Raw genomic sequence first — 24,071 nt, 5'->3', positions numbered from 1 at the left:
GTTCCTTAGCTGCCCCAGGAGTCACGCAGGGTGACAGTGCGGTTGAACACCGGGCGACCCGGCTGGCTGTCCTTGAGGTCGGCGCAGAAGTAGCCTTCGCGCTCGAACTGGAAGCGGTCTTCAGGCTGCGCCTGGCCCAGCGACGGTTCGGCGCGGCAGCCGGTCAGCACTTGCAGCGAATCTGGGTTGATGTTGTCCAGGAAGCTGCCGCCGTCCTCGGTCTTTTCCGGGTTTGGCGAACGGAACAGGCGGTCGTACAGGCGCACTTCACACTCGACGCTGCCTGCGGCCGGCACCCAGTGGATCACACCCTTGACCTTGCGGCCTTCCGGGTTTTTGCCCAGGGTGTCCGGATCGTACGAGCAACGCAGTTCGACGATGTTGCCGTCGGCATCCTTGATGGCTTCATCAGCGCGGATCACGTAGCTGCCACGCAGGCGCACTTCACCGGCCGGTTCCAGGCGCTTGTAGCCCTTCGGCGGTTCTTCCATGAAGTCGTCGCGGTCGATGTACAGCTCGCGGGCGAACGGTAGGACACGTACCCCCATGTCTTCCTTCGGGTGGCGCGGCAGTTCGAGCTGCTCGACCTGGCCTTCCGGGTAGTTGGTGATGACCACTTTCAGCGGGCGCAGTACGCACATGGCACGTGGCGCGGTGCGGTCGAGGTCGTCACGGATGCTGAACTCAAGCATCGACATGTCGACCACGCCGTCGGAACGGTTGGTACCGATCATCTCGCAGAAATTGCGGATCGACGCCGGCGTGTAACCGCGGCGGCGGAAGCCGGACAGGGTCGACATGCGCGGGTCATCCCAGGCGTCGACGTGTTTCTCATCGACCAACTGCTTGAGCTTGCGCTTGGAGGTGATGGTGTAGTTCAGGTTCAGGCGGCTGAACTCGTACTGACGTGGGTGCGCCGGCACCGGCAGGTTGTCGAGGAACCAGTCGTACAGCGGACGGTGGCCTTCGAACTCCAGGGTGCAGATCGAGTGGGTAATGCCCTCGATGGCGTCCGACTGGCCGTGGGTGAAGTCGTAGTTGGGGTAGATGCACCACTTGTCACCGGTCTGGTGATGGTGGGCATGACGGATGCGGTAAAGAATCGGGTCGCGCAGGTTCATGTTCGGCGACGCCATGTCGATCTTGGCCCGCAGCACGCGCTCGCCGTCCTTGAACTCGCCGGCCTTCATGCGTGCGAACAGGTCGAGGTTTTCTTCGACGCTGCGCTCGCGGAACGGGCTGTTCTTGCCAGGCTCCTTGAGGTTGCCGCGGTATTCCTTGGCCTGATCAGGGGTCAGGTCGCAGACATAGGCCTTGCCACGCTTGATCAGCTCGACCGCCCAATCGTGCAACTGGTCGAAGTAGTTGGAGGCATAGCGCACGTCGCCGGCCCAGTCGAAGCCCAGCCACTTGACGTCGCTCTGGATGGCGTCGATGTATTCCTGGTCTTCCTTGGCCGGGTTGGTATCGTCGAAACGCAGGTGGCAGACGCCACCGAATTCCTTGGCCAGGCCAAAGTTCACGCAGATCGACTTGGCGTGACCAATGTGCAGATAACCGTTGGGCTCCGGCGGGAAGCGGGTGACGATGCTGCTGTGCTTGCCCGAGTCCAGGTCGGCCTGGATGATCGGCCGCAGGAAGTTCGCAGGGACAGCGGGGGCGCCTTTGGCAGCGGCGTTGGGCGCGTTGTCGGCAGTGGGCTTGCTCATAGGATCCTTGAATGCACGTGTCCGGCCTGGGTAGGCCGATTGAATCAAAGGGCCTATCATAGCCGAAGCAGTCAAGCTGCTGACAGCCGGGCTCGGACAAACTGGCGTGATTTATCACGGCTTTTTGCCGCAGGCTGGCAAAATGGCCTGTGCGCGCCATTGTGTCGCGATCGCCTGATACTGCGTCAGGTGATAACCCGCGTACTGCGCACCCTAATTCCTTAATGCCTTGAAAGAGCGAATTTCAGCATGTCCAAAGTCAAACTGAGCACCAACCACGGCGACATCGTCCTGCAACTGAACGCCGAAAAAGCCCCGCTGACCGTTGCCAACTTCCTGGCATACGTTGAAGCCGGTCACTACTCGAACACCGTGTTCCACCGGGTGATCAAGGGCTTCATGATCCAGGGCGGCGGTTTCGAGCCAGGCATGAACGAAAAGCGTGACAAGCGTGCCAGCATCCAGAACGAAGCCGACAACGGCCTGAAGAACGACAAGTACACCATCGCCATGGCCCGCACCATGGAGCCGCACTCGGCCTCGGCGCAGTTCTTCATCAACGCCTCCAACAACGACTTCCTCAACCACAGTGGCAAGAACGTGCAGGGTTGGGGCTACGCGGTATTCGGCGAAGTGATCGAAGGCCGTGAAATCGTCGACGCCATCGAAAAAGTCGCCACCGGTTCGAAAGCGGGCCACCAAGACGTACCGAAAGAAGACGTGATCATCGAGAAAGCCGAGATCATTGGGTGATACTGCTGATCTCCGATCTGCACCTGCAAGAAGAACGCCCGGATATCACCCGGGCGTTTCTTGATCTGCTCGATGGCCGTGCGCGGCATGCCAAAGCGCTCTACATCCTGGGCGACTTCTTCGAAGCGTGGATCGGCGACGATGCCATGACGCCGTTCCAGCAGGCGATCTGCCAGGCCATGCGCCAGTTGAGCGACAGCGGTACGGCGGTCTACCTGATGCACGGCAACCGTGATTTCCTGATTGGTCAGGACTTTTGCGATGCCGCGGGCTGCACCTTGCTGGCCGACCCAAGCGTTGTCGAACTGGGCGGTGAGCAGGTGCTGCTGATGCATGGTGACACGCTGTGCACGCGGGACGTGGCCTACATGAAGCTGCGTCGTTACCTGCGCAATCCGTTGAGCCTTTGGATTCTGCGGCACCTGCCGCTGTCCACGCGGCACAAGCTGGCGCGCAAGCTACGCAGTGAAAGCCGCACGCAAACGCGCATGAAGGCCACGGAAATCGTCGACGTCACGCCGGAGGAAGTGCCCAAGGTGATGGCGGCGCACGGTGTCAGGACGCTGGTTCACGGTCACACCCACCGGCCGGCGATTCACAAGCTGGTGGTGGACGGGCAACCGGCACGGCGCATTGTGCTAGGGGACTGGGACCGCCGGGGCTGGACCCTGCAGGTCGATGAACAGGGCTTTCAGTTAACGCCGTTCGAGTTTTCCTGACTACCCGGAAATCTGGGGCCGCTTCGCAGCCCATCGCAGGCAAGCCAGCTCCTACAGGTACAGCGTATTCCCAGGGATTCGCACATACCTGTACCTGCGATGAGCTGCAAAGCAGCCCCAGATTCACTTATCTATCCCCTTCGCTGATTACTGTCTCGCGATACGCCGGATCTGCCTTTATCTGCGCCTCGGTAAACGGCATCACTGCCAGCTGCTTGGCCGAGAACGCCTTGGTCTGGTCATGCGCATGCGCCGAGCCCACCTCGCTTGACTGTGAAAACGCCAGCAGCCCACGCGCCTGCGGCCCTTGTTCGGTAAAGCTGACCAGTTGCAGGTAGCTGGTACCACTGACCACCAGGCGCTTGCCCGGCCCATGCGGCACACTGTGGATCGCGTTGTACACCCCAAGCCCCTGCGGCCCGCCAGGCACCGGCGTACCATCGATAGCCTGCTGCACCTGCCCCCAACGGCTGTCGCCCCCGACCCCGCTTTTTGCCACTTGCTGCTGGGACGCCAGCGCCGCCTCGTGCAGCAGTTTGCGCACTGCCGCCTGCTCGACCGCCAGGCCACGCGGCGTATGCTGCGGGTCGGCCGGGTTGAACGCTACCCGCCAGCTTTCAGCGTGAGCCGCCAGGGCCTCGAGCATGTTTTCGAAATGCACCAGGCCAACGCCGCTGTCCAGGTCTGCCTTGCCATTCCAGGCGACCAGGCTGGCACACACAGGCTGCACATCTGCCTCGGCACCCTTGCACCACGCCAGCAGGTCCGGCAGCAGCAGGCTCGCGAGGTAGACTTCATCATCCATCACCATGCGCTGCAGGTCGTCTACACCCAGCTTGGCCGTGCCTTGCAGGCGCTGCAGGGCAAAACGCCCACGCATGCCGAGGGGCTGGTCATCACGGCTGACTAGCGGCGAAAACCCGGTCAACGGCTGAGCCGGGTTGGCCATCCAGGCAGGGTCGTTGGAGTTCTGCACGAAGTCCTTGCGCGCGAGGCTCGGCAGCAATCGTGCGGGGAAGATGCCGGGCTGCGCGGCCTGCGCGTCGACCTTCCACTGGCAGGCACTGCGCGAACCATCGAGCACCACCATGCGCCCTTGCGCCTTGGGGTCGCCGCACTCACTCAGCAGTTGCTGGTCGACGTACGGCACCACCGACTGGTTCAGGTACAGCGCCCCGCCCCCCTCATCGACAGCAAGCGTGTTGACCCAGGGAATGCCCTGCAACTGCTGCACCGAGCCCTTCAACGCGTCCAGGCTGTCGGCGCGGTTGATGCGGTACCACTGCTGCAACACTCGCGTATTGTCCAGGTTGGCGTCGCGCAGGCTGTAGGCCGCACGCGCGTCCCAATCCAGGCGCCCCGGCCATTGCACCACTGGCCCGAATTCCGAGCTGTAAACTTGGCGTGATACTTGGCTCAAGGTGCCATCTTCGGCCTTGACCGTGACACTGACGACCTGCCGCATCAACGGGACAGACTTGCCATCGAGCAGGTAGCGGGTCGGATCCTTCGGGTCTAGCTGAAGGCGGTAAAGGGTGAAATGGTTTGACGTGTCGACCGTATGTGTCCAAGCCAGATGCCGATTGAAGCCGATATTCACCACAGGTAAGCCCGGCAGTGCCGCCCCCATCACATTCAGCTGGCCCGGTATGGTCAGTTGCATCTGGTAGAAGCGCATGCCGCCCATCCAGGGAAAGTGCGGATTGGCCAGCAGCAGGCCACGGCCATTGGCCGAGCGCTGCGAACCGACGGCCACAGCGTTGCTGCCACGCTCCGAGGCAAAACGCTCCTGCCGAGCCAACGCCGTGGCAAAGCCTGTGGCCTCGCGCTGGCTCGTCAATGAGGGCGGCTGCGCCCCTGCCAGCGCCTCGGCGAACTGCCCAACGCCCCCTTCAGCTAACAGGCGACGGGTCAACTTGACCAAGTCTTCGCGGGTGATCGGCCGCACCCAGTCACCCTGCCCGCACTCTGCCGGCAGGCCTTGGCTGCGACGCTCGGCGAGGGCACGGTTGAAGCCGCGCGCATAGCCATCGAGCAGGTCACGCACCGGTGCCGGTTGTGCCTGCAGAAATGCCCCTACGGCGCTCGGCGTATTGAGCCAGGTGAAGAACAGGTCGCTGGCAAGGTTGTCCCGTTGCTCGACGGTCTTGGCCTTGGCACCGAAGTGCCGCGATCGCTCGCCGCTGACCGTCAGCACTTCGTTGGCCAGCAGGCACAGGTTGTCCTGTGCGTAGGCATAGCCGATGCCATACCCAAGGCCACGCTCATCCTTGGCCACGATGTGCGGTACTCCGTAGCTGGTACGCCGGATCTGCGCACTGGCATCCGTGCTGGCGGGCTGCGCCAGCGCAGCAGTGCTGGCGGGCTGCGCCAGCGCAGCAGTGCTGAAGGCGACCAGCGCAGCCGCCAGGCCAGCGCTGTTTATGGGACGAGAAATCGAAAACACGGGCACACCTCGGATCGGGGGGTCATCCCGATCAGACGAATGGCTGAATGAAAATTTTACGTATTACAAGGCGATAGAACGTCTTGAACAGGTACAGGCAGATTTTTTTTCGAGCGGGCTGCAGATTTTCCGTTCTCATTCGTCCTAATAAGTGAGGCAACCACATTTCGGGTTAGTCCACGAAAAGGAGCATTCACATGTACAACCCGCAACCCTCAATGCAGGCTGCACGTGTACCCGGCAAAGCGCCCAAGGGACAGGACGTTTTCGCCGAAGAACGTGTCGGTAACGAACAGATTCGCGAACTTTTACGCACCTTTGGCTTGCGCACCAGCCTGATCCGCTTGAAGGTGATCGATGCGCTGCATGCGGCCGACCGCCATGGCCGCAGCATTGGCGTGCGTGGCGTGCACGCGCAACTGGAACAACTGGACATTCCGCTGTCGTTCCTGAGCGTACGCGAAGTGCTCAAGCGGCTGTGCGCCGAAGGCGTCATCAACCTGGGCAGCGACAAATGTTACAGCCTCAACCCCCAGGCCCGCGCCGTGCTGGATCAAGCGTCCCCACGCTGAGCGTACGGCCGGCCACACCTGGCCGGCCCGCACAGGTCAGGGCTTGACCTTGCGCCGCAGAATGCCGTTGATGACCACCACGACCACCGCAATGGCGATCGCCAGCAACTGGAAGGTCTGCTCACTGATCGTGCCCTGCTTTTGCAGGTGGGACAGGCCAACCATGAGGCCCAGTACCACCAGGATGATCAGAAGTGAATATTTGAGGCGCTGCACGTGTGTCATTGAAAGTTCCTTGCAACATCAGGGGCAAAAGGCTCGCAACGAGCCGCGGCAATGATACAACGCCCACCCGCACTGGCGCTGCATTTCCTGCTTAGTGTGGTGCCACTCGCCTGAAAGCATGGGCCCTCATCGCCCGTGCCGGAGGCACCATGTACAAATCCCTGCTGTTCGCATCCCTTGCTGTGACGCCCCTCCCTCTTTACGCACTGGACACGCGCCAGGCGCCCACCGAACAGTTGCTCAAGCTAGGCAATGAACTGGGGGCCAGCGCCGGATCCAGTCAATGGCAACAACTCTGGTACAGCGTTCGCGAAGCGGGTTACCTGCAGGCTCATGCCACCCAGGTGCACTTCACCGTGCCGGCAACCCTGTTACCGGAGTTGGCCCGACAAACACTGGCACAGGCCGACCAAGTGCACGCAGTGAAGCAGACTCGGGCACTTTATCGCCGAGATTTTCCCGATCGCATTATAGGAAAACGCGCCGAGCATGCGTTCCGCGCGCTGTGCCTGCTGGTCGACTGGCGCGCCCTGCCCCAAGACATGAGCACGACCCCCAAGGCATACCTGAGAAGCGCAAGCCTGTTGAGCATCTATCCGTGCGATTGAAGGTCACTGGCCCCAGCAAGTGAGTCATGGCGTGTCACAGCGGGAATTCAACGGCTGCAGCGAATTGTTGAAGGCATGTCCTACAAGAAGGGAAATCACTGCCTGCAAACACTGTTCAACGAGGCTACAAACCCAAGCCTATATGGCGCCTAGCGACGCACCTTGGCTCTACCTGAGAATTCGGTCACACCTTCGACACAACGCCGCAGGTGATCGCTTACCACATCTACACCGAACGATGGAGCGTCGCATGGAGTTACCAGACCTTACCCGGATAGACATCAGCCAGTTACCCCACTCACTGCAAGCGCTGATCGACTGCATCGGTATCGACAATGCATTCCAGCTCACCTGCGCCTATGGCGGCAGACCCAAATACATCCCCAAGCACCGCGAGCGCACCAAACTCGCGAATGTGCTCCCGGCCGAGGCGCTCGATGCGCTGATCAAGCGCTTCGCTGGTGTGGCCCTGGAAATCCCCAAAGCCGACCACTTCATGCGCCAGTTGCGCAACCTACAGATCCAGCAGGAAAGCGCCGAGGGCTTGTCACGCAGCCTGCTGGCCGACAAATACGGCCTGAGCCTGCGGCAGATCGGCAATATCCGCCGACAGGACCCCCTATGTTCGCTAGGCGATAACCCTAATGGTCGCCACTGACGGCCACGTTTGCTGCACCCATTAAAAAGAGAATCCAGCTATGTCCCTAGACAACAGCCTCATCGGGTCCGTCATCAATGCCTTGCCGATGGATCGCATGATCGCAGGCCCCCTGCAAGCCATGGTTCAGGCACAAGTTACCGCTAGCAAGTCGTACGCCGACTTTCTGATGCAAGTGTGCGTTCAGGAAGGCAAGGCCGTCGCCATCCAGTTCGACTACGACGAAACCATCGTCGATGAACAGGGTGAATACCAAGGCGTCGTCAGCAAAACCATGAAAGTGCCGCTGGTAGCGGCGATCACCCACCCGAACATCGCCATCGAGGAAGGTAATGTCGAGTTCGAACTGACCATCAACCAGATGTCGGAAGACGTGACCGACAAGAACCTGGCCGCATCTGCAACCGGGTCGCTGGGTTGGGGGCCGTTCAAGCTCAACGTCAAGGGCAGCATCAGCCACAAGTCCACGCAAACCCGCAAGACCGATACCCGCGCCCGCTACGCTTTCAGCACGACCCTGAAGCGCCAAGACCCGCCTGAAGCGATGATGAGGGTCATCGATTTCCTGACCGAGGCCGCCACCAAACCCACTGTCGTCAAGTCCGCAAAGCTGAATAGCCCGGACATGATCTCGCAAGCCGACACGCTCAACGGCCTCGCGAACGGCAGCAAACCAGCGCCCGCTGCTCAGAATGCGCCGGGCAGTAAAGCAACGCCTGGGGCACTTGCTGCCAACTGAAGTCGGTAATGATCGCCCCCTCGCAACAGGGGGCACCCCCTGGACCCAGGAGCCGAACGTTTGGACAAGTCCCCCGCCCCCATGACATCCATCGACCTGCGCGAGATCACACGCGGCCTGCAAGAAGCCGCCAGCGCCACCAACAGCCTGATAGCTCAGCAGTACATCAATCTGTTCGATCAATTCTTCGACTGCGACACCGAAGCACTGGGTGCGCCCATGAAGGCCAAGATGGTCGAAATTGCCATGGATGAGCAGCACATCATGCGCGTGCCCTTGTTTGCGCTAGTGTCGCCCAAGGGCCTGGCACTTGAGCGCATGCAGGTTGACCTGTCGGTCCGCGTGAAGGGCACCGAGGCGCAGCAAGCACTGCTGGCGGCCAGCGAGACGAACGCCGCCAGTTTCAAGGTGACCATTGGTGGCCAGGGCCGCCAGGGCGACAGTCGTGACCCTGACGAGGTGCAGATCCGCATGCAGTTCCAGGCCAGTGAGCCGCCTGAAGCGCTTAACCGGCTGATCGAGGAGTACACCAGCCTGATCACACCGGTGCGCATAGCCAAACCCACACCCCCGCCCACACCCGATACCAATGAGTTCGTCGAGGCTGCCACGGTCCGTTGACCGCGGCGATCAGAAGTCCCGTTTGTAGAAGATATCCAGCGAGCTCGCCAACCCGCTGGCCGCCTCCAGGTACACCATCCGGCTCAACTTGTAGCGCAACGCGATGGTGTTGGCCGGTTCGAACACTCCAACCCCGTAGCGCAAGCTCAGCTTCTCGGTCAGGTTGCCGCTGGCGACCACGCTCGTGGTGTTACCCGAACCCTCGGTATCCAACTGGAAGTCATCGATACCCAAGCTCGATGCCAGGCTTCCGGTAATGCCGGCACTGCCTGCCAAGCCCAAGCCCAACGCGGCCTCGGCGAGCATGTTGTTGTCCTCACCCGACGTCCCCAAAGGGCGACCCAGCACCAGGTACGACAGCGCCTGTTCCTGGCTCATGGCAGGTTCGGAGAACACCTGCGTGGTGGGCTGCTCGGCACTGCCGCTCAAGCGAATACCGGCAATCACGTCATCGACTTTGCGAATCGCTTCGATGTCCAGGTACGGCTGGTCGAGCGGGCCGGCGAACAGCAAGCGCGCCCGGCGTATGGTCAGGCGCTGCCCGTAGGCGCGGTAACGACCATCGGCCAGGCTCAGCTCACCGCGGGTATCGAGGTTGTCACCGATATGCACGTGGCCCAACAGGTTGGCCGTGAGGCCAAAGCCTTTGAACGACAGCTTTTCGCGCCCGACATCGACATCGATGTCCATGGCCATCGCCATGGGCGGCTTGCCCTCTTCGGTCTGATGGCCAACGATAACGGTATCATCAGACACCTTCACCGTGGAGGGCGGCAGCTCGCGTACCGTGATCTTGCCTTTTGGCACCTGCACCTTGCCGGTTATCGCCAGCTTGTCGTCGACCAGGCGCAGGTTCAGGTCCGGTGCGACTTCCAGCGTCGCATAGGGCTCGACCGTCACCGGCAATTGTTGCCCCTGCAAACGCAGGTCCATGCCTAAGGCCTGCCCCCAGGTCAGGTTACCGGACAGTTGGCCGCGCCCCGCTTCGCCACTGCGCCAACCGCCGTTGAGCTGGACCTGTTCACCGGCGATCGTAGCCTGCAACGACAGGTCTTGCAGGCTCACCGGCAGCTCGGCACCACTGACCTCGCCCTGGCTCAGTACCAGGTTGCCGTTGACCTGCGGTGCAAGCAGCGTACCCGATAAATTTCCGCTGCCATTCAACTGCCCGGCCAGGCGTTCGACCATGGGCACGAACGGTCGGGCGACGGAAAGGTCCAGGCCCGCCAGGCGGAAATCGCCCGACAATGGCTTGTTCTTGCCCAAGGGGTCGAGGCGGGCATTCAGGCTCAGTTCGCCCAGGCGCTCACCCCGGAAATTCAAGCGGGTGTCGATGCGCCGAGGTGCCAGGGTGCTGTCCAGGCGCAGCGCTTGATAAGGGAAATCGATCCAACGCCCCTTGTCGCGCACGCGCAAGGTGCCGCCACTGGCGTCCACAACAATGCTGCCCTTGGGGCCGCTGGCCGGGATATCCAAGTTGACGTCGGCATTCAGCAGGCCCTGCCAGGCAAAATCCTTCGGCAGCCACTGGGCCAGGCTGTCCAGCGGGAACTGTTTAAGGTGGTAGCGCAAGCGCGGCTCAGGTGCCAGGCGCTGGTCATCACCACACAGGCTGGCCTGGCCGGAACGCCAGCAATGGGCGCCAAAATCCAGCTGGCCACTGGCTACCCGCTGCAGGCGTGCCGGCGCCTGCAACTGCCAATCCTGGCCTCCGGCCTGGATTCGGCCACTGGCCAGGCGACCACGCCAGTCGCCTTTGTTCAACTGGCCGTCCAGACCCAGGTCCAGCTTGAGCTGCGGGCCGTCGAGCGCCAGGGCCAGGGCTTGCTGGCGAATGTCGCCTTTGCCATTGGCCTGCAAGGTGCCCAGTGCCGTGTCACCGAGGTGAATGCCGCCGGCCTTGAGGTCGATCACACCACGCTGGGCGCTGTCCAGGCGTGCGTCCAGGTCCAGGCGCTGAATACGGTTTTCGGCCTGCGCCAGCTGTTGGCCCTGCAAAGTGAGCGTACCTTGGGGCGCCTTCAAGGTCCCGGCGACGTCCAGCCGGCCCTTGACCTGCCCTTGCAGCCTCGGCCATAGCTGCCCCAAACGCGGCAAGTCGAGATCCACGCGCCCGGCCAGCCGCTGTTGCAGGCTGCCACTGCCATTGATGCGGTTGTCACCCAGCTGGATAGCCAGGGCTCCGAGTGTCCAACTTTCCCCTGCCCCTTGGGCTTCGACCTTGAGCACTGCCGGCTGCCCGCGGAGGCGGCCTTTAAGGTCTAGCTGGGCATCGAGCTTGAGTGCATCCCCCTTCATTTCACCTTTGCTGCGCAGCGGCCCGGCCAGGGTGCCGGGCAGTTCGGCAAGCCAATACGCGGGGTCGAGCGCCGAGAGCTGCAGGTCGACATCCCACGCCAGCGTATCGGCGAAGCGCACCGCGACGCTGCCTTCGGCCTTGCCTTGCCCAGCGCTGAGCGCCAGCTGCGGCAGTTTCACCTGGTTCAAATCACCTTCGAACGGGCTGGCCAGGGAAAACGCCCCCGCCGGGCCGTCAAGATCACCCTTGAAGGTGCCTTGATAATTGCCATCGCGGTAGTGCACCTGGGCATTGAATTGCTTGAGCGTGACGTCAGGCGGCGTCTCCAGCGGGTACAGGCGCAACCATGGGAAGTCCAGCCAATCGAGCTGGGCATCGGCAGTCAGGCCCTGTTGCCAGTCGGCACTGGCCTGCAGCTTCAGCCGCTGGTTATCGCTGGCGTTGAGGTCCAGGGCATCGACCTTGGCCCCTTTGCTATCCACCCGCCCAGACAGGACCAAGGCAATCGGCGACTGCTCAGCCGGCAAACTGGCTGAGCCCGATAATTTATAGCCTTTGAGCAAATCACCTTTGGCATTGAGCTCAAGCTGATTGAACTGCAAGGTGTCCGGCAGCGACCCGGTTGGTTTGAAAGCGTCGGAACGGATCTGCAGCGTTGCTGGCAGGTTTTCAGCCAGCGCTTGTAGCTCACCGTTCAGCCGTGCATCGAGGTAACCCGAGCTGGTGCCTTCGAGTGTGAGGGTTTTCTGCAACTCGCCGTGCGCGGTCAACGCCAGTTGCCAGCTTTCACCCTCTACCGAAGGCAGCTCAACTTGCCCTTGCAACTGCAGCGGCCAATCGCCCTCAGGTTGCAGGTCGCCTTGCAGGTCCAGGCGCAGGTCATCGCGCTGCAGATGCAGGCGGTCGATGCGCATGCCCGTTTGGGTCCAGTGGGCGGCCAGTTGCACATCACCCAGCAGGTCGCTGCCGTCGAGTCGCAGTTGGCCGATCTTGACCTCACCCAGCTCGATGGCGACCGGCAAACGCAGGGCCGGGAGTTGCAGCGGGCCGCTTTCAGCCGGTGCATCGCTGGGTGCAAACGCCATGTCGATGCGCTGCGCCTGCAGTTGATCGATACACAAGGTGGCACGCAGCAGGCACGCGGGCGACCACGTCAACAGCGGGGCCTGCACCTCGACCCGGTTACCGCCCTCGACCCAGCTCAGCTGGCTGGCTTGCCAACTGCCCGCCAGGCGCCCTTGGAAGTCAGCGACCTGCAACCCCGGCACCCTGGCCAGTGCCCAGCGGCTGCCGCTTTCGGTCCCCACCAGCACGCCCAGCGCCAGGCCCACGGCCACCACCCCGCCGAGCACGCCCAGCAGTACGAATTTGAACACACGTGTCACAGCTCAGGCCCCATGGAGAAGTGCAGGCGAATACCGCCCTCGTCATCGAGGGCCTTGGCCAGGTCCAGGCGCAATGGCCCAACCGGTGAAACCCAACGCACACCAATGCCCACCCCGGTCTTGAGGCTTGGCAGCTCGAAGGTGTTGAACGAGTTGCCCTGATCGACAAAGGTTGCCACGCGCCACTTTTCAGTCAGTGAGTACTGGTACTCGACGCTGCCAGCCACCAGGTAGCGGCCACCGATGCGGTCGCCGTCGCTGTTTTTCGGCGACAAGGTCTGGTAGTCATAGCCACGCACGCTCTGGTCGCCACCGGCGAAGAAGCGCAGCGATGGCGGGATGTTGTTCTTGTAGCCGTTGGTGGCGCTGCCGCCGAATTGCACCCGGCCGAGGAAGCGATGGTTATGGCCAAGCGTGGTCAGGCCCTTGAGCAGCACGTTGCCGTGCAGCAGGTTGGTGTCGGAGACCAGGCCTTCCTTCGCCACCTGGGTATCGAACTGCAGGCGGTAGCCATTGTGCGGGTCAATGCGGTTGTCGCTGCGCAGGTACGAGAAGCTGACGCCCGGCATCAGCAAGTTGCTCAGCCCCGAGTCATCGCCCAGGCGGTACTCTTCACGCTGGTACTTGAGCGAGATGACCCGCTGCCAGCCACTGGGCAACTTGCTGTGCCATTCTGGCCCGACGGTGAGCAGCTTGCTGAGGGTGTCGGTACCGGCGAGTTCCTCGTTCTGGTAACCACCGGCAAAGCGCAGTTTGTCGGTCAGCGGCGGGTCGAGCGGCACGTCATACCACAGGCCGACGTTCTGCCGAGGTGCCGACAGTTCGGTTTCCCAGCCGTAGCTGTGGCCCTGAGGGTTGACCCAGTGTCGCGTCCAGTTGGCCTTGCCACGGGGGCCGACGTCAGTCGAGAAGCCCAGGCCCAGGCCCATGGTGCGTGGTTTGCGGGTTTCCAGGCGGACTTCCACCGGGATGTCCTCGCCCACGGCGGCAGTCGGCGCAGCATCTACCCGCACACCTTCAAAGTAGCCACTCGATTGCAGGTCGTTGTTGAGTTCGGCAATCAGCTCGGAGTCATAGGGCGTGCCTGGCTTGAACGAGACCATGCGTTGCAGCAGGTCTTCATCCAGCGGTGTGTCACCGCCAAACTTGACCGCGCCCAGGCGGTAGCGAGGGCCGCTTTGGTAGACCAGTTCGATGTCGGCCACGCCGGCCTGGGGGTCGACTGCCAGACGTTGGCGGCTGAAGCGGCCGGCGAAAAAGCCATAGCGTGAAGCCTGGTTCTGGATCAGCCGTTTGGCATCTTCGTAAAGCCCATGGTTAAGCTGCTCGCCAGCGCGCAGTGCCTTGCTGTCGGGCACTCGAAACGCCTTCATCTCACTGGCAGGCCCTTCGATGCGCACCGTCACGTTGCGCAGGCGCACAGGCTCACCGGGGGCGATCTGGATTATCAATTGCGGGGCTTGGTCGGCTTTGGCGGGAGGCTTGACCTCGGTATCGATCTGGGCTTGATAGTAGCCAAGTGCCTGCGCGGCTTTGCGCGCCTGCTCCTGAGCCCCGCGACTGAAGCGCAGCAGCGCTTCTTCATCGCGGTCACCCAAGTTGCCGATATAGCCTTCGACATTGGCCTTGAGCGCTTTGTTGGCTGGCTTTACCTTCACCAGCAACTCGCTCTGGCCCCATGCTGCGAAACTGGCGACCCAGAAAACCAGGCCCCAGGTTAATCTTCCTGAATACGTCATGCGGGGCATGCTACCAGAGCCGGGCGCTCAAGGGAGCCGTCTGGCGGCTTGTCAGGCAAAAGCGGACGTTGAAGACACGGGGTTGGGATGGAAGAACACCCTTTCTCGGATCGGCCCTACGGCAACCTCGCCAATTTCCTCATAGCCCTGACGCTGGTAGAACGCCAGGTAGTGTTCATTGCCGGTGTCCAGCACGACGCCCTGAGTGCTGGGGTCTTCCGCGCACCAGTCATGCACAGCTTGTAACAATTGCTCACCGTACTGGCGCCCCTGAAATTGCGGGTGCACGCCCAGTAGAGGCAGGACGTGTACCTGGTCTGTAGGCAAGCAACTGGCCAATGCCGCCTGGTAATCCATGTAGCGTCGCGTGCAGCGCAGGCCGGTACCCAGCATCATGCGCAAACGCCAGGCCCAGCTGTCGGCCACCCCCAGCCTGCGCAGCGGCGGCACGATCAGGGCCAGGGCAATCAAGCGGTCATCCAGCAACAGGCCAATGGCCGGCAGTTGCAGGTAAAAGTGCTGGCGCACCCATTCACGCACCATCACGCGCAGGCGGCGCTCATAGCCTGGGCGCTGCGCCTCGAAAATGTAAGCAAAGGTAGGTTCATGGCGGTAGGCGTTGTACAGCAGCGAACGCGCCTCACGGCTGTAGCCGTCGTCGAGCTGGCAGATACGCGCCGGCGTGGCAGTGGTTTCGGGCATTGCGGGCAGTCCTCCTGGAATGGGCTTGCAATGCCTTGGAGTGTGCTCCACCGCGCATCGTTCAGCCCCTACAGCACGTTAGCAGCAGCACCCCGAACCCGCCATGCTGGTGATGCCGCGCGATGTCGGCTAGCATCGCGGCTTTTACCGGGATTGTCTTTCCATGAAGATCGTCTGTTTCAACATCAACGGCCTGCGAGCGCGCCCGCATCAGCTGGCGGCGCTGATCGACAAGCATCAGCCTGACGTGATCGGCCTGCAGGAAACCAAGGTCAGCGACGATCAGTTCCCTCTGGCCGATGTCCAGGCACTGGGCTACCACGTGCATTACCACGGCCAGAAAGGCCACTATGGCGTCGCCTTGCTGTCGCGCCAGGCACCGCTGAGCCTGCACAAGGGTTTTGCCACCGATGAGGAAGACGCCCAGCGCCGCTTCATCTGGGGCACCTTCGCCGATGCCGACGGCAACCCGATCACCATCATGAACGGCTACTTCCCCCAGGGTGAAAGCCGCGACCACCCCACCAAATTCCCGGCCAAGCAGCGCTTCTACAGCGACCTGCAAGCCCTGCTCGAAAACCAGTTCCGCAACGACCAGCCGGTGCTGGTGATGGGCGATATGAACATCTCGCCCCAGGACTGTGACATCGGCATCGGCCCGGACAACGCCAAACGTTGGCTCAAGACCGGTAAATGCAGCTTCCTGCCGGAAGAGCGCGAATGGATGGAGCGCCTTAAAGGCTGGGGCCTGGTCGACAGTTTCCGCCACCTGCACCCGGACGTGGCCGACCGCTTCAGCTGGTTCGACTACCGCAGCCGCGGTTTCGAGGACGAACCCAAGCGTGGCCTGCGCATCGACCTGATCATGGCGTCGCAGCACCTGGTGCCACGGATCAAGGCGGCGGGTGTGGATTATGAGTTGCGCGGGATGGAAAAGCCGTCGGACCATGCACCGATCTGGCTGGAGTTGAGCTGACGCGGGTCTGGTGTAAGGCATTTGAGTTGCAGCGCCCGTGAGATCGAGCGCCGCCCGCGCGGCGCTCGATCTCACGGGCGATAAAAATCCAATGCCCTACACCTGGCTGCCCACACCCACTCAACCAAATCATCACCATCACTCTACAACCCCAACCGCAACGCCTCCCCTACCCCCGCCCCACGCGTATCGTCCGCCGCACTGACCAACGCAAAGTTATACGCCCCATGCGACCAGTACCGTGCCTCCAGTTGCCCATCAACCCGCTGCCCCTCGGGCATGCGTTCATAACGCTCACCCGGCGAGCGCAGAAACAGGCTGATGCGTTCCCCCTTGCCATCCTGAAACACCAGGAGCGCCGCAGGCCCTTGTTCGTTGCTGAGCAACCGCGCGCCCACCGGCCTGAAACCGTAACCCGCCAGGTCCGGCAGCTGGCCTACCCGGCTGAAATGACGCCCCAACCAGTCACGCAATTGAGTGGGGTCGCTGGCTTGGATATCCAGCGCCTCGCTACCGGCAAACAGCCGATGAGCCTGGACCGCATCGGCCATGGGCAGATCGACCCGGGCCAACATCGCATCCCGTGCCTGCCAACCGCCCAAACCACCCACACCAATCGCCAGCACGAGCACTGCCGCCGATGCCCAACGCCGTTGACGTCGCTGGCGCAGCCGCTGTTTTAATTGGCCCAGATCCAGCTGCGCAGCCCCCGGCTGTTCACCCAGGCCGGCAAGTGCCACACGCAGCCGCCGCGCATCGCTGCGCCAGCCCTCGACCCGCGCCGCCTCCTGCGGGTTGGCCGCCAGCCAGGCCTTTACCTCTGCCCGGCGAGCAGGCGCCAAGCGCTCATCGATATAGGCATGCAACTCATCTTCAGTGGGGATCAGGCGTGTCATTTCAGTCTCCGCAAGGCCGGGGGTTGAGGGTTGCCCTCGGTCAGTTCGCGCAAGGCATTGCGGGCGCGCGACAAGCGCGACATCACGGTACCGATAGGGATGCCCAAGGCCTGGGCGGCCTCTTTGTAACTCAAACCTTCGATGCTCACCAGCAGCAGCAAAGCACGCTGCTCCGCCGTCAGCCGAGCAAAGGCACGCAGGTCGGCCTGGGCCAGCACGATGTCTTCGATATTGCCGCCAACGGGCTCGTTTTCTACCTCGGCGCGGCCGAACCAGGACAGCCAACGGGCATGCAGGCGGTCGCGGCGTTTGCCGTCAAGAAACAGCCGATAAAGGATGGTGAACAGCCAGGCGCGCAGCGCCTCAGCTTCACGTTGCTGGCCCTGGCGGCTCAAGGCTCGCTCGACGGTGGCCTGCACCAGGTCGTCGGCGCTGCCCGGTTCGCGCGTCAACCACAAGGCAAAGCGACGCAAACGTGCCAGCAGCTCGCGCCACTGGTGTTCGTCCAGATCGTGCATGGCTATGTCCCGGCCTCTGGGGTTGTCAGTGTAAGAGGCAGACGCCCGGTAACAAAATCTATTCCCGCCGAGGGAATAAGTTTTTCCCTGCAGCGTCGTACCGGCACCTTCACAGAACCGGACGATGATCATGAACTCACCTTTGCACGGCCCCGCCAAGGCCCTGCGCCTGGCGGCCATCGGCGCTGTCATGCTGGCTGCCGGCGCAGGCTTTGCCTATGCCGCCGGCTGGATCGGCGCACCTGAACTGACGCCAAAGCGCATCATCGACACCTTCGAGGCCCAGGCAGGGCACTACCCAGGCTACCGCAAAAACCACGCAAAAGGCCTCTGTATCTCAGGCTACTTCCAGGCCAGCGGCCAGGCTGCCAGCCTGTCCACGGCCCGAGTGTTCAGCCAGGCACGCGTGCCGGTTATCGGCCGTTTTGCCATTGGCGGCGCCAACCCGTTCGCGCCGGACACCGCAATCCCGGTGCGCAGCCTGGCGCTTCAGCTCAGCACTGACGACGGGCAAGTCTGGCGTACCGGCATGAACAACCCGCCGGTGCTGGCGGTGGGTACGCCGCAGGCTTTCTATGAACAGGTCCTGGCCAGTACGCCAGACCCGGCCACCGGCAAACCAAACCCGGCCAGGCAACAAGCGTTTTTTGCCGCCCACCCCGAAAGCGCGGCGTTCCGCCAATGGGCGGCGAGCTACAAGCCAAGCAACAGCTTCGCCAGTACCCAGTATCACAGCATCAATGCCTTCCGCCTCATCGACGCCGCTGGGGCGGCACAGCCGGTACGTTGGCAACTGGAGCCGCAAACCCCGTTTACCGCCCTGCCAGGCCAGGTGGACGACAAACAATACCTGCAGCACGACCTGCAACAGCGCCTGGCTCAAGGGCCGCTGCGCTGGACCCTGCGCCTGGTCCTGGCCGAGCCTGGCGACGCCGTGGACAACCCGGCAAGCCCATGGCCTGCGCAACGGCGCAGTGTAGACGCCGGCACGCTTGTGCTCGAACAGGTCGACGCGCCTGAGCAAGGTGCTTGTCGCGACATTAATTTCGACCCACTGATCCTGCCCCACGGCATCGAAGCCTCTGCCGACCCGATTCTGGCCGCCCGATCCGCCGCCTATTCGGAATCGTTCAACCGCCGCAGCCGTGAATCGCTCGGCACTGGAGCCCGCCCATGAAACCTGAAGCCTTCCACCCCCTCGCCCGCCTGCTGCACTGGCTGATGGCGGTGTTGATTGTGGCCATGCTGTTCATTGGTGTGAGCATGGTCAGCGACCTGTCACTGCGCCACCCCGTATTGATCAGCCTGCACAAGGCCACGGGCCTGGCTTTGCTGGTACTGGTGGTGTTGCGTATCGGCCTGCGTCTGGCCTTGCCACACCCACCGCTGCCACGCGACCTGCCACCGCTGCAGCGGTTCGCCGCCGGGGCCTCGCATGTACTGCTCTATGGCCTGATGCTGGCCATGCCGCTGCTGGGGTGGGCCATGCTGTCGGCCGGTGGCTACCCGCGGCCCCTGCAATTACCGGCAATCGCCCCCCACGACCTGCAGCTGTATGCCGTGCTGCGACAAGCCCACGGTTGGGCTGGCTACCTGCTGTTCGCGACGATCCTGGTGCACCTAGGCGCAGCGCTGATGCACGCTTTGGTGCGCCGCGACGGCGTCTTGCGTAGCATGTGGCCTGGCCCTCTGCGTCGCAGCGAATAAGCCGGTGCGGTTCAGGGCGGTCGACAATCGATAATAATGCTTATTACCATCGGCGCACTTATCGCTGAACTTCTCTGGACTGCCCATGAACGTCGCAAAGGATCCTGCCACTCTCGTGCCTGCCAGCACGCTCGACTTACGCCCATTGCTGCTGGCCAACATGGCTTGCACCATGTCGATGATGGCCTTCGTTGCCCTGATAGGCCCAATTGCCCGTCAACTCGGCATGGCCACCTGGCAGGCCGGTGCCGCTGTTACCGTCGCCGGGGTGGTCTGGGTGTTGCTGGCACGCCCGTGGGGCCGCGCGGCTGACCGGCTCGGCCGCCGCCGCGTGCTGCTGCTCGGCAGCGCAGGCTTTACCGTGGCCTACTGGCTGTTGTGCGTGTTCGTCGAAGGCGCGCTGCGCTGGATGCCGGGCGCAACCCTGGCCTTTATCGGCCTCATGCTCGCACGCGGCTGCATCGGCGCCTTCTACGCCGCCATCCCAGTGGCTTGCAATGCACTGATCGCCGACCATGTCGAACCGCAGCGCCGAGCCCGCGCCATGGCCTCACTGGGCGCGGCAAACGCGGTCGGCCTCGTGCTGGGCCCGGCGCTGGCCGCCCTGCTCGCGCGGTACAGCCTGAGCCTGCCGTTCCACCTCATGTCGCTGCTGCCGGCCGCCGCGTTCTTCGCGTTGCTGTTCACACTCAAGCCACAAGCGCTGGCGCACACCCATGCGCCCAGCCCGGTGCAACTGAGCGACCCGCGGCTGCGCCGGCCTTTGCTGGTGGCCTTCAGTGCCATGCTCAGCGTCACCGTGTCACAGATCATCGTCGGTTTCTTCGCCCTGGACCGCTTGCAGTTGGGCCCGGCTGACGCGGCTCAGGTCGCCGGCATTGCCCTGACCACGGTCGGTGTGGCGCTGATCCTGGCCCAAGTTGTGCTGCGTCAGCTGGAATGGCCGCCGCTGAAGATGATCCGGGTGGGCGCCAGCGTGTCGGCCGTGGGCTTTGCCTGCGGTGCGCTGGCGACCACCGCGCCCTGGCTGTGGGCGTGCTTTTTCGTCGCTGCGGCCGGCATGGGCTTTGTGTTCCCGGCGTTTTCGGCGCTGGCAGCCAACGCCATGCAGGCCTCGGAACAAGGCGCGACAGCGGGCTCGATCGGCGCCGCCCAGGGCATGGGCGCGGTGATCGGGCCACTGGCCGGCACCCTGGTGTATGCCCTTGACCCGCGCTTGCCGTTCATGGCGGTAGCCGCGCTGTTGCTGCTGGTCGGGCTATGGCCGATGCCACGCGAACCGCGCGCCTGATAAGCACAGCGCGCAAGCGTGCAGAGTGTGTTTTAATGCGTCGCTCATTATTTTTGACACCTCTGATTAAAGGCGGCTATGGACACGGGGACGCGACTCAAACTGGTGCGTGAACGCAACAACCTCTCCCAACGGGAACTGGCCCGCCGCAGCGGGCTGACCAACTCGACGATCTCGCAGATCGAACAGAATCGCGTCAGCCCTTCGGTCAGCTCCCTGAAAAAACTGCTCGAAGGGATCCCGATGAGCTTGGCGGAGTTTTTCAGCTTCGACGAGCCGGTGCGGGAAGAGCGCTTCGTGTTCCGCGCCAGCGAGCAGCCAGACTTGGGCCGTAACGGCCTGCGCATGCTATTGGTAGGTGCCAGTGTCGAGGCCCGTCAGATGCGCATGCTGCGTGAACTGTACGCACCCGGCGCCGATTCGGGCGAGCCGATCGTGCATGCAGAAGGCGAAGAGTGCGGCCTGGTCACTCGCGGTACCGTCGAGCTGTGGGTCGATGGCCAGGTCAGCGTGCTCAATTCGGGTGACGGCTACTACATCCCCACTACCCTGCCGCACAGCTTCAAGAACATTGGCCAGGATGAGGCCGAAATCATCAGCGCCAACACCCCGGCGAACTTCTGACCGTGAACCGCCCAGGCACCGTGAACACACGGGCCGCGTATCAGCGCTTGCGTGACGCAGCCCTGGGCGTCCACCCCTTGCACATCACCGCCCAGCGGGCCGAAGGGCTGGTCGATGTGCTGATCGAAGGCTGGCAGTTGACCCTGGCCGTGGATGCCGAAGGCCTTGCTCAATGCGTCCAGTGCGTGGCCCCCAACGGTGATCAGGCCGGCCTTGAAGACTGGCACCGCTACGGCACCAACCCCACCGACCTGCTCAGCCTGTGGGAACGCACTCAGCTGGAAACACGCCTGGCCGGTTGACGCACCGCGTCCTCGACAAAATCCAGGCGGTCTTGCCCAAAGAACATCTCATCACCGACAAAGCAGGTCGGCGCACCAAATACACCGCGCGCAACGGCTTCCTCGGTGGCCTGCTTCAGGGCCGCCTTCACCTGCGCGTCGCCCGCCAGGGCAGTGAGCGCGGCAAGGTCAAAGCCGGCCTGTTCCAGCGTCTGCTGCAACACAGCCGCGTCCCCCAGGTTGCGTCGCTCGGCCCACAGGCCGTTGAACAATGCCCGCAACAGTGCCTCGAAGCGCTCCGGTGCTTGCAACTGTGTGCCGATTACACCGCGCATCAGCATCAGGGTATTCATCGGGAAGCCCGGTGGAAGCCCAAACGGCACACCATAGCGCGCTGCGAAGCGTGCAAGGTCGGTAAACATGTAGCGGCCCTTGGCTGGGATCATTGCCGGCGAGGCATTGCCGGTGGCCTGGAATACCCCACCCAACAGCATGGGCCGATAATGCAGCGCCGCGCCATGGCGGTCACAGATACCCGGCAGCTGGGTCCACGCCAGGTAACTGGCGGGGCTGCCGAGGTCAAAGAAGAATTCGACGGTCTTGGTCATGGGTTCGGTCCTTGGTCGATGAGGGGGGCTTACCAGCGTTCCATCCAGGGGCGCAGGTCCAGTTCGAATGTCCAGGCATCTCGCGGTTGGGCGTGGAGGAACCAGTAGCTGTCGGCAATATGGGCCGGGTCGAGGATGCCATCCTGGTCCTTGAGGGCGTAGCGCTCGGGGAAACTGTCGCGGATGAACGCGGTATCGATTGCCCCATCCACCACTACATGGGCGACATGGATATTGCGCGCCCCCAGCTCACGCGCCATGCTCTGGGCCAATGCCCGCAGGCCATGCTTGGCACCGGCGAATGCGGCAAAGCCAGCAGCGCCACGGGTACCTGCAGTAGCGCCTGTGAACATAATCGTGCCGCGCTCACGCACCACCATGCGCCGTGCCACCGCCTGCGCTGTCAGAAACCCGGCAAAACAGGCCATCTCCCAAATCTTGAAGTATTTGCGCGGCGTTTCGTCGAGAATGCTGCAAGGCACATTGGCGCCGATATTGAAGACAAACGCCTCAATCGGGCCAATATCATGCTCGATGGTCTCAACCAGCGCGGCCACCTCTTCCTCCTTACGCGCATCGGAGCCAAAGCCATGGGCCTGGCCACCTTCGGCGCGGATCTCGTCCAGCAGCGGTTGCAGCTTGTCCGCCTGACGGCGAGTGACGCAGGCCACGTAGCCTTCCCGCGCGAAGCGCTTGGCGATCTCGCCCCCCGTGGCATCCCCCGCGCCGATCACCAGCACTACTTTTTGTGGTTGAGTCATGTGCGCCCCTTTGGTGAATGATCGTTTAGTAAACGAACGCTATGTTATGATCGCCCCCATCGTCAAGCCAAGCGCACAGAGGCTATTGAATGCGCTATACCAGCGACCACAAGCAACAAACCCGCGAAAAGCTGCTGGCCACCAGCGGTGCGCTGGCCAAACGCGGCGGTTTCACCAGCACTGGCGTAGCCGGGTTGATGAAAGCCATCGGGCTGACCGGCGGTGCCTTTTACAATCACTTCCCTTCCAAAGATGACCTGTTCACCGAAGTCGTTCGCCAGGAACTTTGCAACAGCCCGCTGGCGCGCCTGGCCAGCCAAGGTGCCAGCCGCGAGCGGCTTGGCCGTTGCCTACAGCAGTACCTGAGCCTGGTCCACCTGCACAATGCCGAAGGGGGCTGCCCCTTGCCGCCGCTTGGGGTGGAAATCGCCCGGGCAGATCAACCGGTGCGTGAGGTGGCCGAACATTGGCTGGTCGAGCTGCACAAAGCCTGGAGCACAACACTGGAGGATGAACAACTGGCCTGGGTATTGATCAGCCAATGCGTCGGTGCGTTGCTGATCGGGCGCATGCTCGCCAGCGAAGCCGTGCAGTCCGAAGTACTCGATGCCAGCCGCAGCTTCGTCGAAAAGGCCTTGAATGAAAGCCGTTAACCTGTTGCTTGGCTTGTTTTTGAGCGTGCCCGTGTTTGCTGAACAGACCTGCCCTCCGGGCCAGTACCAAGTCTGCCTGATGGGCTGTTTCTGTGCGCCGGTCGACCCAGGCCAGGCCGGGCAGATCCTCAAGGACGTCGAAACCATGGCCTCAACCAGCCTGGCCTACGCGTTGCGCCAGGCCCGTGACGAAGCCAGCGCCAGCGGCAGTGAGCCGATCCCGCTACACATCCGCGCCCAGCTCGAACCCTGGTATGACTTTGCCGTGCTCGATGCCGCGCGCTTCAGGGTTGGCGATGAACAGCAGATGAGCGCAGCCAACGCGATGCTGCAAAACCCCGATGTGAATGCCGTGACACTGATCGACACGATCATCTTCCGCCATGCCAGCGATGCTGAAGACAATGTGGCGCTGTGGGCGCACGAGCTCAAGCACGTGCAGCAGTACCAGGCATTAGGCGTCGATGAGTTCGCCCGGCGCTACACGCGTGACTTCAATGAGCTGGAAGGCCCGGCCTACAAGATAGAGGCGGAGGTTGCCAAGGCGTTAAGAGCGCGCAGCTCCGGCCAGGCCCGGTGAA

The 24,071-nt window shown here is 62.8% G+C and carries 25 protein-coding genes; 15 read left to right on the top strand and 10 right to left on the bottom strand.

Translation table 11 applies throughout. The annotated features are described in order from the left end of the window. Window positions 1-5: 5 nt before the first annotated feature. Window positions 6-1,709 (bottom strand): glutamine--tRNA ligase/YqeY domain fusion protein, encoded by a 1,704-nt coding sequence (locus ACMCNM_RS14065; RefSeq protein ID WP_027594817.1) that lies wholly within the window; start codon window positions 1,707-1,709, stop codon window positions 6-8. A gap of 249 nt (window positions 1,710-1,958) precedes the next feature. On the opposite strand from ACMCNM_RS14065, the gene ACMCNM_RS14060 reads away from it, so the two are divergent. Further along, window positions 1,959-2,462: a peptidylprolyl isomerase gene (locus ACMCNM_RS14060; protein ID WP_186676526.1), complete on the top strand. Its 504-nt coding sequence runs from the start codon at window positions 1,959-1,961 to the stop codon at window positions 2,460-2,462. Continuing rightward, a complete protein-coding gene (locus ACMCNM_RS14055) occupies window positions 2,459-3,181 on the top strand; it encodes a UDP-2,3-diacylglucosamine diphosphatase (RefSeq protein ID WP_412764652.1) in 723 nt (240 codons plus the stop codon). Before ACMCNM_RS14060 ends, ACMCNM_RS14055 begins: the two co-directional genes overlap by 4 nt. Window positions 3,182-3,308: 127 nt before the next feature. Here the strand turns inward: ACMCNM_RS14055 and ACMCNM_RS14050 are convergent, their stop codons facing one another. Next, a complete protein-coding gene (locus tag ACMCNM_RS14050; RefSeq protein WP_412764651.1) occupies window positions 3,309-5,627 on the bottom strand; it encodes an acylase in 2,319 nt (772 codons plus the stop codon). A gap of 197 nt (window positions 5,628-5,824) precedes the next feature. Here ACMCNM_RS14050 and ACMCNM_RS14045 point away from each other — a divergent pair, with 197 nt between their 5' ends. Continuing rightward, window positions 5,825-6,199 carry a fe2+ zn2+ uptake regulation protein gene (locus ACMCNM_RS14045; RefSeq protein ID WP_186702693.1) on the top strand — a complete coding sequence of 125 codons (375 nt, stop codon included), beginning with the start codon at window positions 5,825-5,827 and terminating at the stop codon, window positions 6,197-6,199. Window positions 6,200-6,235: 36 nt separating this feature from the next. Here ACMCNM_RS14045 and ACMCNM_RS14040 read toward each other — a convergent pair whose 3' ends face one another. Beyond that, window positions 6,236-6,424 (bottom strand): hypothetical protein, encoded by a 189-nt coding sequence (locus ACMCNM_RS14040; protein WP_027594812.1) that lies wholly within the window; start codon window positions 6,422-6,424, stop codon window positions 6,236-6,238. Window positions 6,425-6,573: 149 nt separating this feature from the next. On the opposite strand from ACMCNM_RS14040, the gene ACMCNM_RS14035 reads away from it, so the two are divergent. The 4 genes from ACMCNM_RS14035 to ACMCNM_RS14020 all read left to right on the top strand — a co-directional run bounded on the left by ACMCNM_RS14035 (window position 6,574) and on the right by ACMCNM_RS14020 (window position 9,050). Continuing rightward, window positions 6,574-7,032 (top strand): hypothetical protein, encoded by a 459-nt coding sequence (locus ACMCNM_RS14035; protein ID WP_186676520.1) that lies wholly within the window; start codon window positions 6,574-6,576, stop codon window positions 7,030-7,032. 250 nt (window positions 7,033-7,282) lie between these two features. Further along, window positions 7,283-7,690: a Mor transcription activator family protein gene (locus ACMCNM_RS14030; RefSeq protein ID WP_186676518.1), complete on the top strand. Its 408-nt coding sequence runs from the start codon at window positions 7,283-7,285 to the stop codon at window positions 7,688-7,690. A 40-nt stretch (window positions 7,691-7,730) separates the two neighbouring features. Beyond that, window positions 7,731-8,429, top strand: coding sequence for a DUF2589 domain-containing protein (locus tag ACMCNM_RS14025; protein WP_412764650.1), 699 nt, complete (start codon window positions 7,731-7,733; stop codon window positions 8,427-8,429). A 60-nt stretch (window positions 8,430-8,489) separates the two neighbouring features. After that, entirely contained in the window at window positions 8,490-9,050 is a 561-nt protein-coding gene (locus ACMCNM_RS14020) for a DUF2589 domain-containing protein (RefSeq protein WP_186676512.1), read from the top strand. A 9-nt stretch (window positions 9,051-9,059) separates the two neighbouring features. Here ACMCNM_RS14020 and ACMCNM_RS14015 read toward each other — a convergent pair whose 3' ends face one another. Genes ACMCNM_RS14015 through ACMCNM_RS14005 form a run of 3 tightly spaced genes read right to left on the bottom strand, consistent with a single transcriptional unit; the run spans window position 9,060 to window position 15,175 of the window. Beyond that, window positions 9,060-12,734, bottom strand: coding sequence for a translocation/assembly module TamB domain-containing protein (locus ACMCNM_RS14015; RefSeq protein WP_412764649.1), 3,675 nt, complete (start codon window positions 12,732-12,734; stop codon window positions 9,060-9,062). Next, complete coding sequence (locus ACMCNM_RS14010; RefSeq protein ID WP_027594807.1) at window positions 12,731-14,473, bottom strand: autotransporter assembly complex protein TamA; 1,743 nt, start codon at window positions 14,471-14,473, stop codon at window positions 12,731-12,733. Before ACMCNM_RS14010 ends, ACMCNM_RS14015 begins: the two co-directional genes overlap by 4 nt. Before the next feature lie 51 nt (window positions 14,474-14,524). Next, entirely contained in the window at window positions 14,525-15,175 is a 651-nt protein-coding gene (locus tag ACMCNM_RS14005; protein ID WP_027594806.1) for a GNAT family N-acetyltransferase, read from the bottom strand. A 163-nt stretch (window positions 15,176-15,338) separates the two neighbouring features. Here ACMCNM_RS14005 and xthA point away from each other — a divergent pair, with 163 nt between their 5' ends. Next, a complete protein-coding gene (gene xthA, locus ACMCNM_RS14000) occupies window positions 15,339-16,151 on the top strand; it encodes an exodeoxyribonuclease III (RefSeq protein ID WP_027594805.1) in 813 nt (270 codons plus the stop codon). A 143-nt stretch (window positions 16,152-16,294) separates the two neighbouring features. On the opposite strand, the gene ACMCNM_RS13995 is transcribed toward xthA, so the two are convergent. Together ACMCNM_RS13995 and ACMCNM_RS13990 are read right to left on the bottom strand one after the other, a co-directional pair. Continuing rightward, window positions 16,295-17,047 carry an anti-sigma factor family protein gene (locus ACMCNM_RS13995; protein WP_186676506.1) on the bottom strand — a complete coding sequence of 251 codons (753 nt, stop codon included), beginning with the start codon at window positions 17,045-17,047 and terminating at the stop codon, window positions 16,295-16,297. After that, window positions 17,044-17,565, bottom strand: coding sequence for a sigma-70 family RNA polymerase sigma factor (locus ACMCNM_RS13990; protein ID WP_412764648.1), 522 nt, complete (start codon window positions 17,563-17,565; stop codon window positions 17,044-17,046). Before ACMCNM_RS13990 ends, ACMCNM_RS13995 begins: the two co-directional genes overlap by 4 nt. 124 nt (window positions 17,566-17,689) lie before the next feature. Between ACMCNM_RS13990 and ACMCNM_RS13985 the strand changes: the two genes are divergently transcribed. From ACMCNM_RS13985 to ACMCNM_RS13965, 5 genes are all read left to right on the top strand, one after another. After that, window positions 17,690-18,742 (top strand): catalase family peroxidase, encoded by a 1,053-nt coding sequence (locus tag ACMCNM_RS13985; RefSeq protein WP_412764647.1) that lies wholly within the window; start codon window positions 17,690-17,692, stop codon window positions 18,740-18,742. Next, window positions 18,739-19,272, top strand: a complete 534-nt coding sequence (locus tag ACMCNM_RS13980; protein ID WP_252824420.1) for a cytochrome b — start codon at window positions 18,739-18,741, stop codon at window positions 19,270-19,272. Before ACMCNM_RS13985 ends, ACMCNM_RS13980 begins: the two co-directional genes overlap by 4 nt. An 85-nt stretch (window positions 19,273-19,357) precedes the next feature. Continuing rightward, complete coding sequence (locus tag ACMCNM_RS13975; protein ID WP_412764646.1) at window positions 19,358-20,563, top strand: MFS transporter; 1,206 nt, start codon at window positions 19,358-19,360, stop codon at window positions 20,561-20,563. A 78-nt stretch (window positions 20,564-20,641) separates the two neighbouring features. Continuing rightward, the gene (locus ACMCNM_RS13970; protein WP_027594799.1) at window positions 20,642-21,187 is read left to right on the top strand and encodes a cupin domain-containing protein; all 546 of its coding nucleotides are present in this window, start codon (window positions 20,642-20,644) and stop codon (window positions 21,185-21,187) included. Window positions 21,188-21,189: 2 nt separating this feature from the next. Continuing rightward, window positions 21,190-21,489 carry a hypothetical protein gene (locus ACMCNM_RS13965; protein WP_027594798.1) on the top strand — a complete coding sequence of 100 codons (300 nt, stop codon included), beginning with the start codon at window positions 21,190-21,192 and terminating at the stop codon, window positions 21,487-21,489. On the opposite strand, the gene ACMCNM_RS13960 is transcribed toward ACMCNM_RS13965, so the two are convergent. Both ACMCNM_RS13960 and ACMCNM_RS13955 read right to left on the bottom strand, forming a co-directional pair. After that, complete coding sequence (locus tag ACMCNM_RS13960; RefSeq protein ID WP_339549111.1) at window positions 21,462-22,076, bottom strand: 2-hydroxychromene-2-carboxylate isomerase; 615 nt, start codon at window positions 22,074-22,076, stop codon at window positions 21,462-21,464. The two genes, ACMCNM_RS13965 and ACMCNM_RS13960, sit on opposite strands and share 28 nt — an antisense overlap. Window positions 22,077-22,105: 29 nt before the next feature. Then, a complete protein-coding gene (locus tag ACMCNM_RS13955; protein WP_412764645.1) occupies window positions 22,106-22,837 on the bottom strand; it encodes an SDR family oxidoreductase in 732 nt (243 codons plus the stop codon). An 89-nt stretch (window positions 22,838-22,926) separates the two neighbouring features. On the opposite strand from ACMCNM_RS13955, the gene ACMCNM_RS13950 reads away from it, so the two are divergent. After that, window positions 22,927-23,490, top strand: coding sequence for a TetR/AcrR family transcriptional regulator (locus ACMCNM_RS13950; RefSeq protein WP_412764644.1), 564 nt, complete (start codon window positions 22,927-22,929; stop codon window positions 23,488-23,490). Beyond that, window positions 23,477-24,070: a DUF4157 domain-containing protein gene (locus ACMCNM_RS13945; protein ID WP_027594794.1), complete on the top strand. Its 594-nt coding sequence runs from the start codon at window positions 23,477-23,479 to the stop codon at window positions 24,068-24,070. The genes ACMCNM_RS13950 and ACMCNM_RS13945 overlap by 14 nt, the downstream gene beginning before the upstream one ends. Window position 24,071 lies beyond the last annotated feature (1 nt).

This window comes from Pseudomonas sp. NGC7 (assembly GCF_047159675.1).
GTDB classification, from domain to species: domain Bacteria; phylum Pseudomonadota; class Gammaproteobacteria; order Pseudomonadales; family Pseudomonadaceae; genus Aquipseudomonas; species Aquipseudomonas kermanshahensis.
Note: the sequence above shows the minus strand (reverse complement) of the source record. Positions and strands in the feature narration are given on the sequence as shown.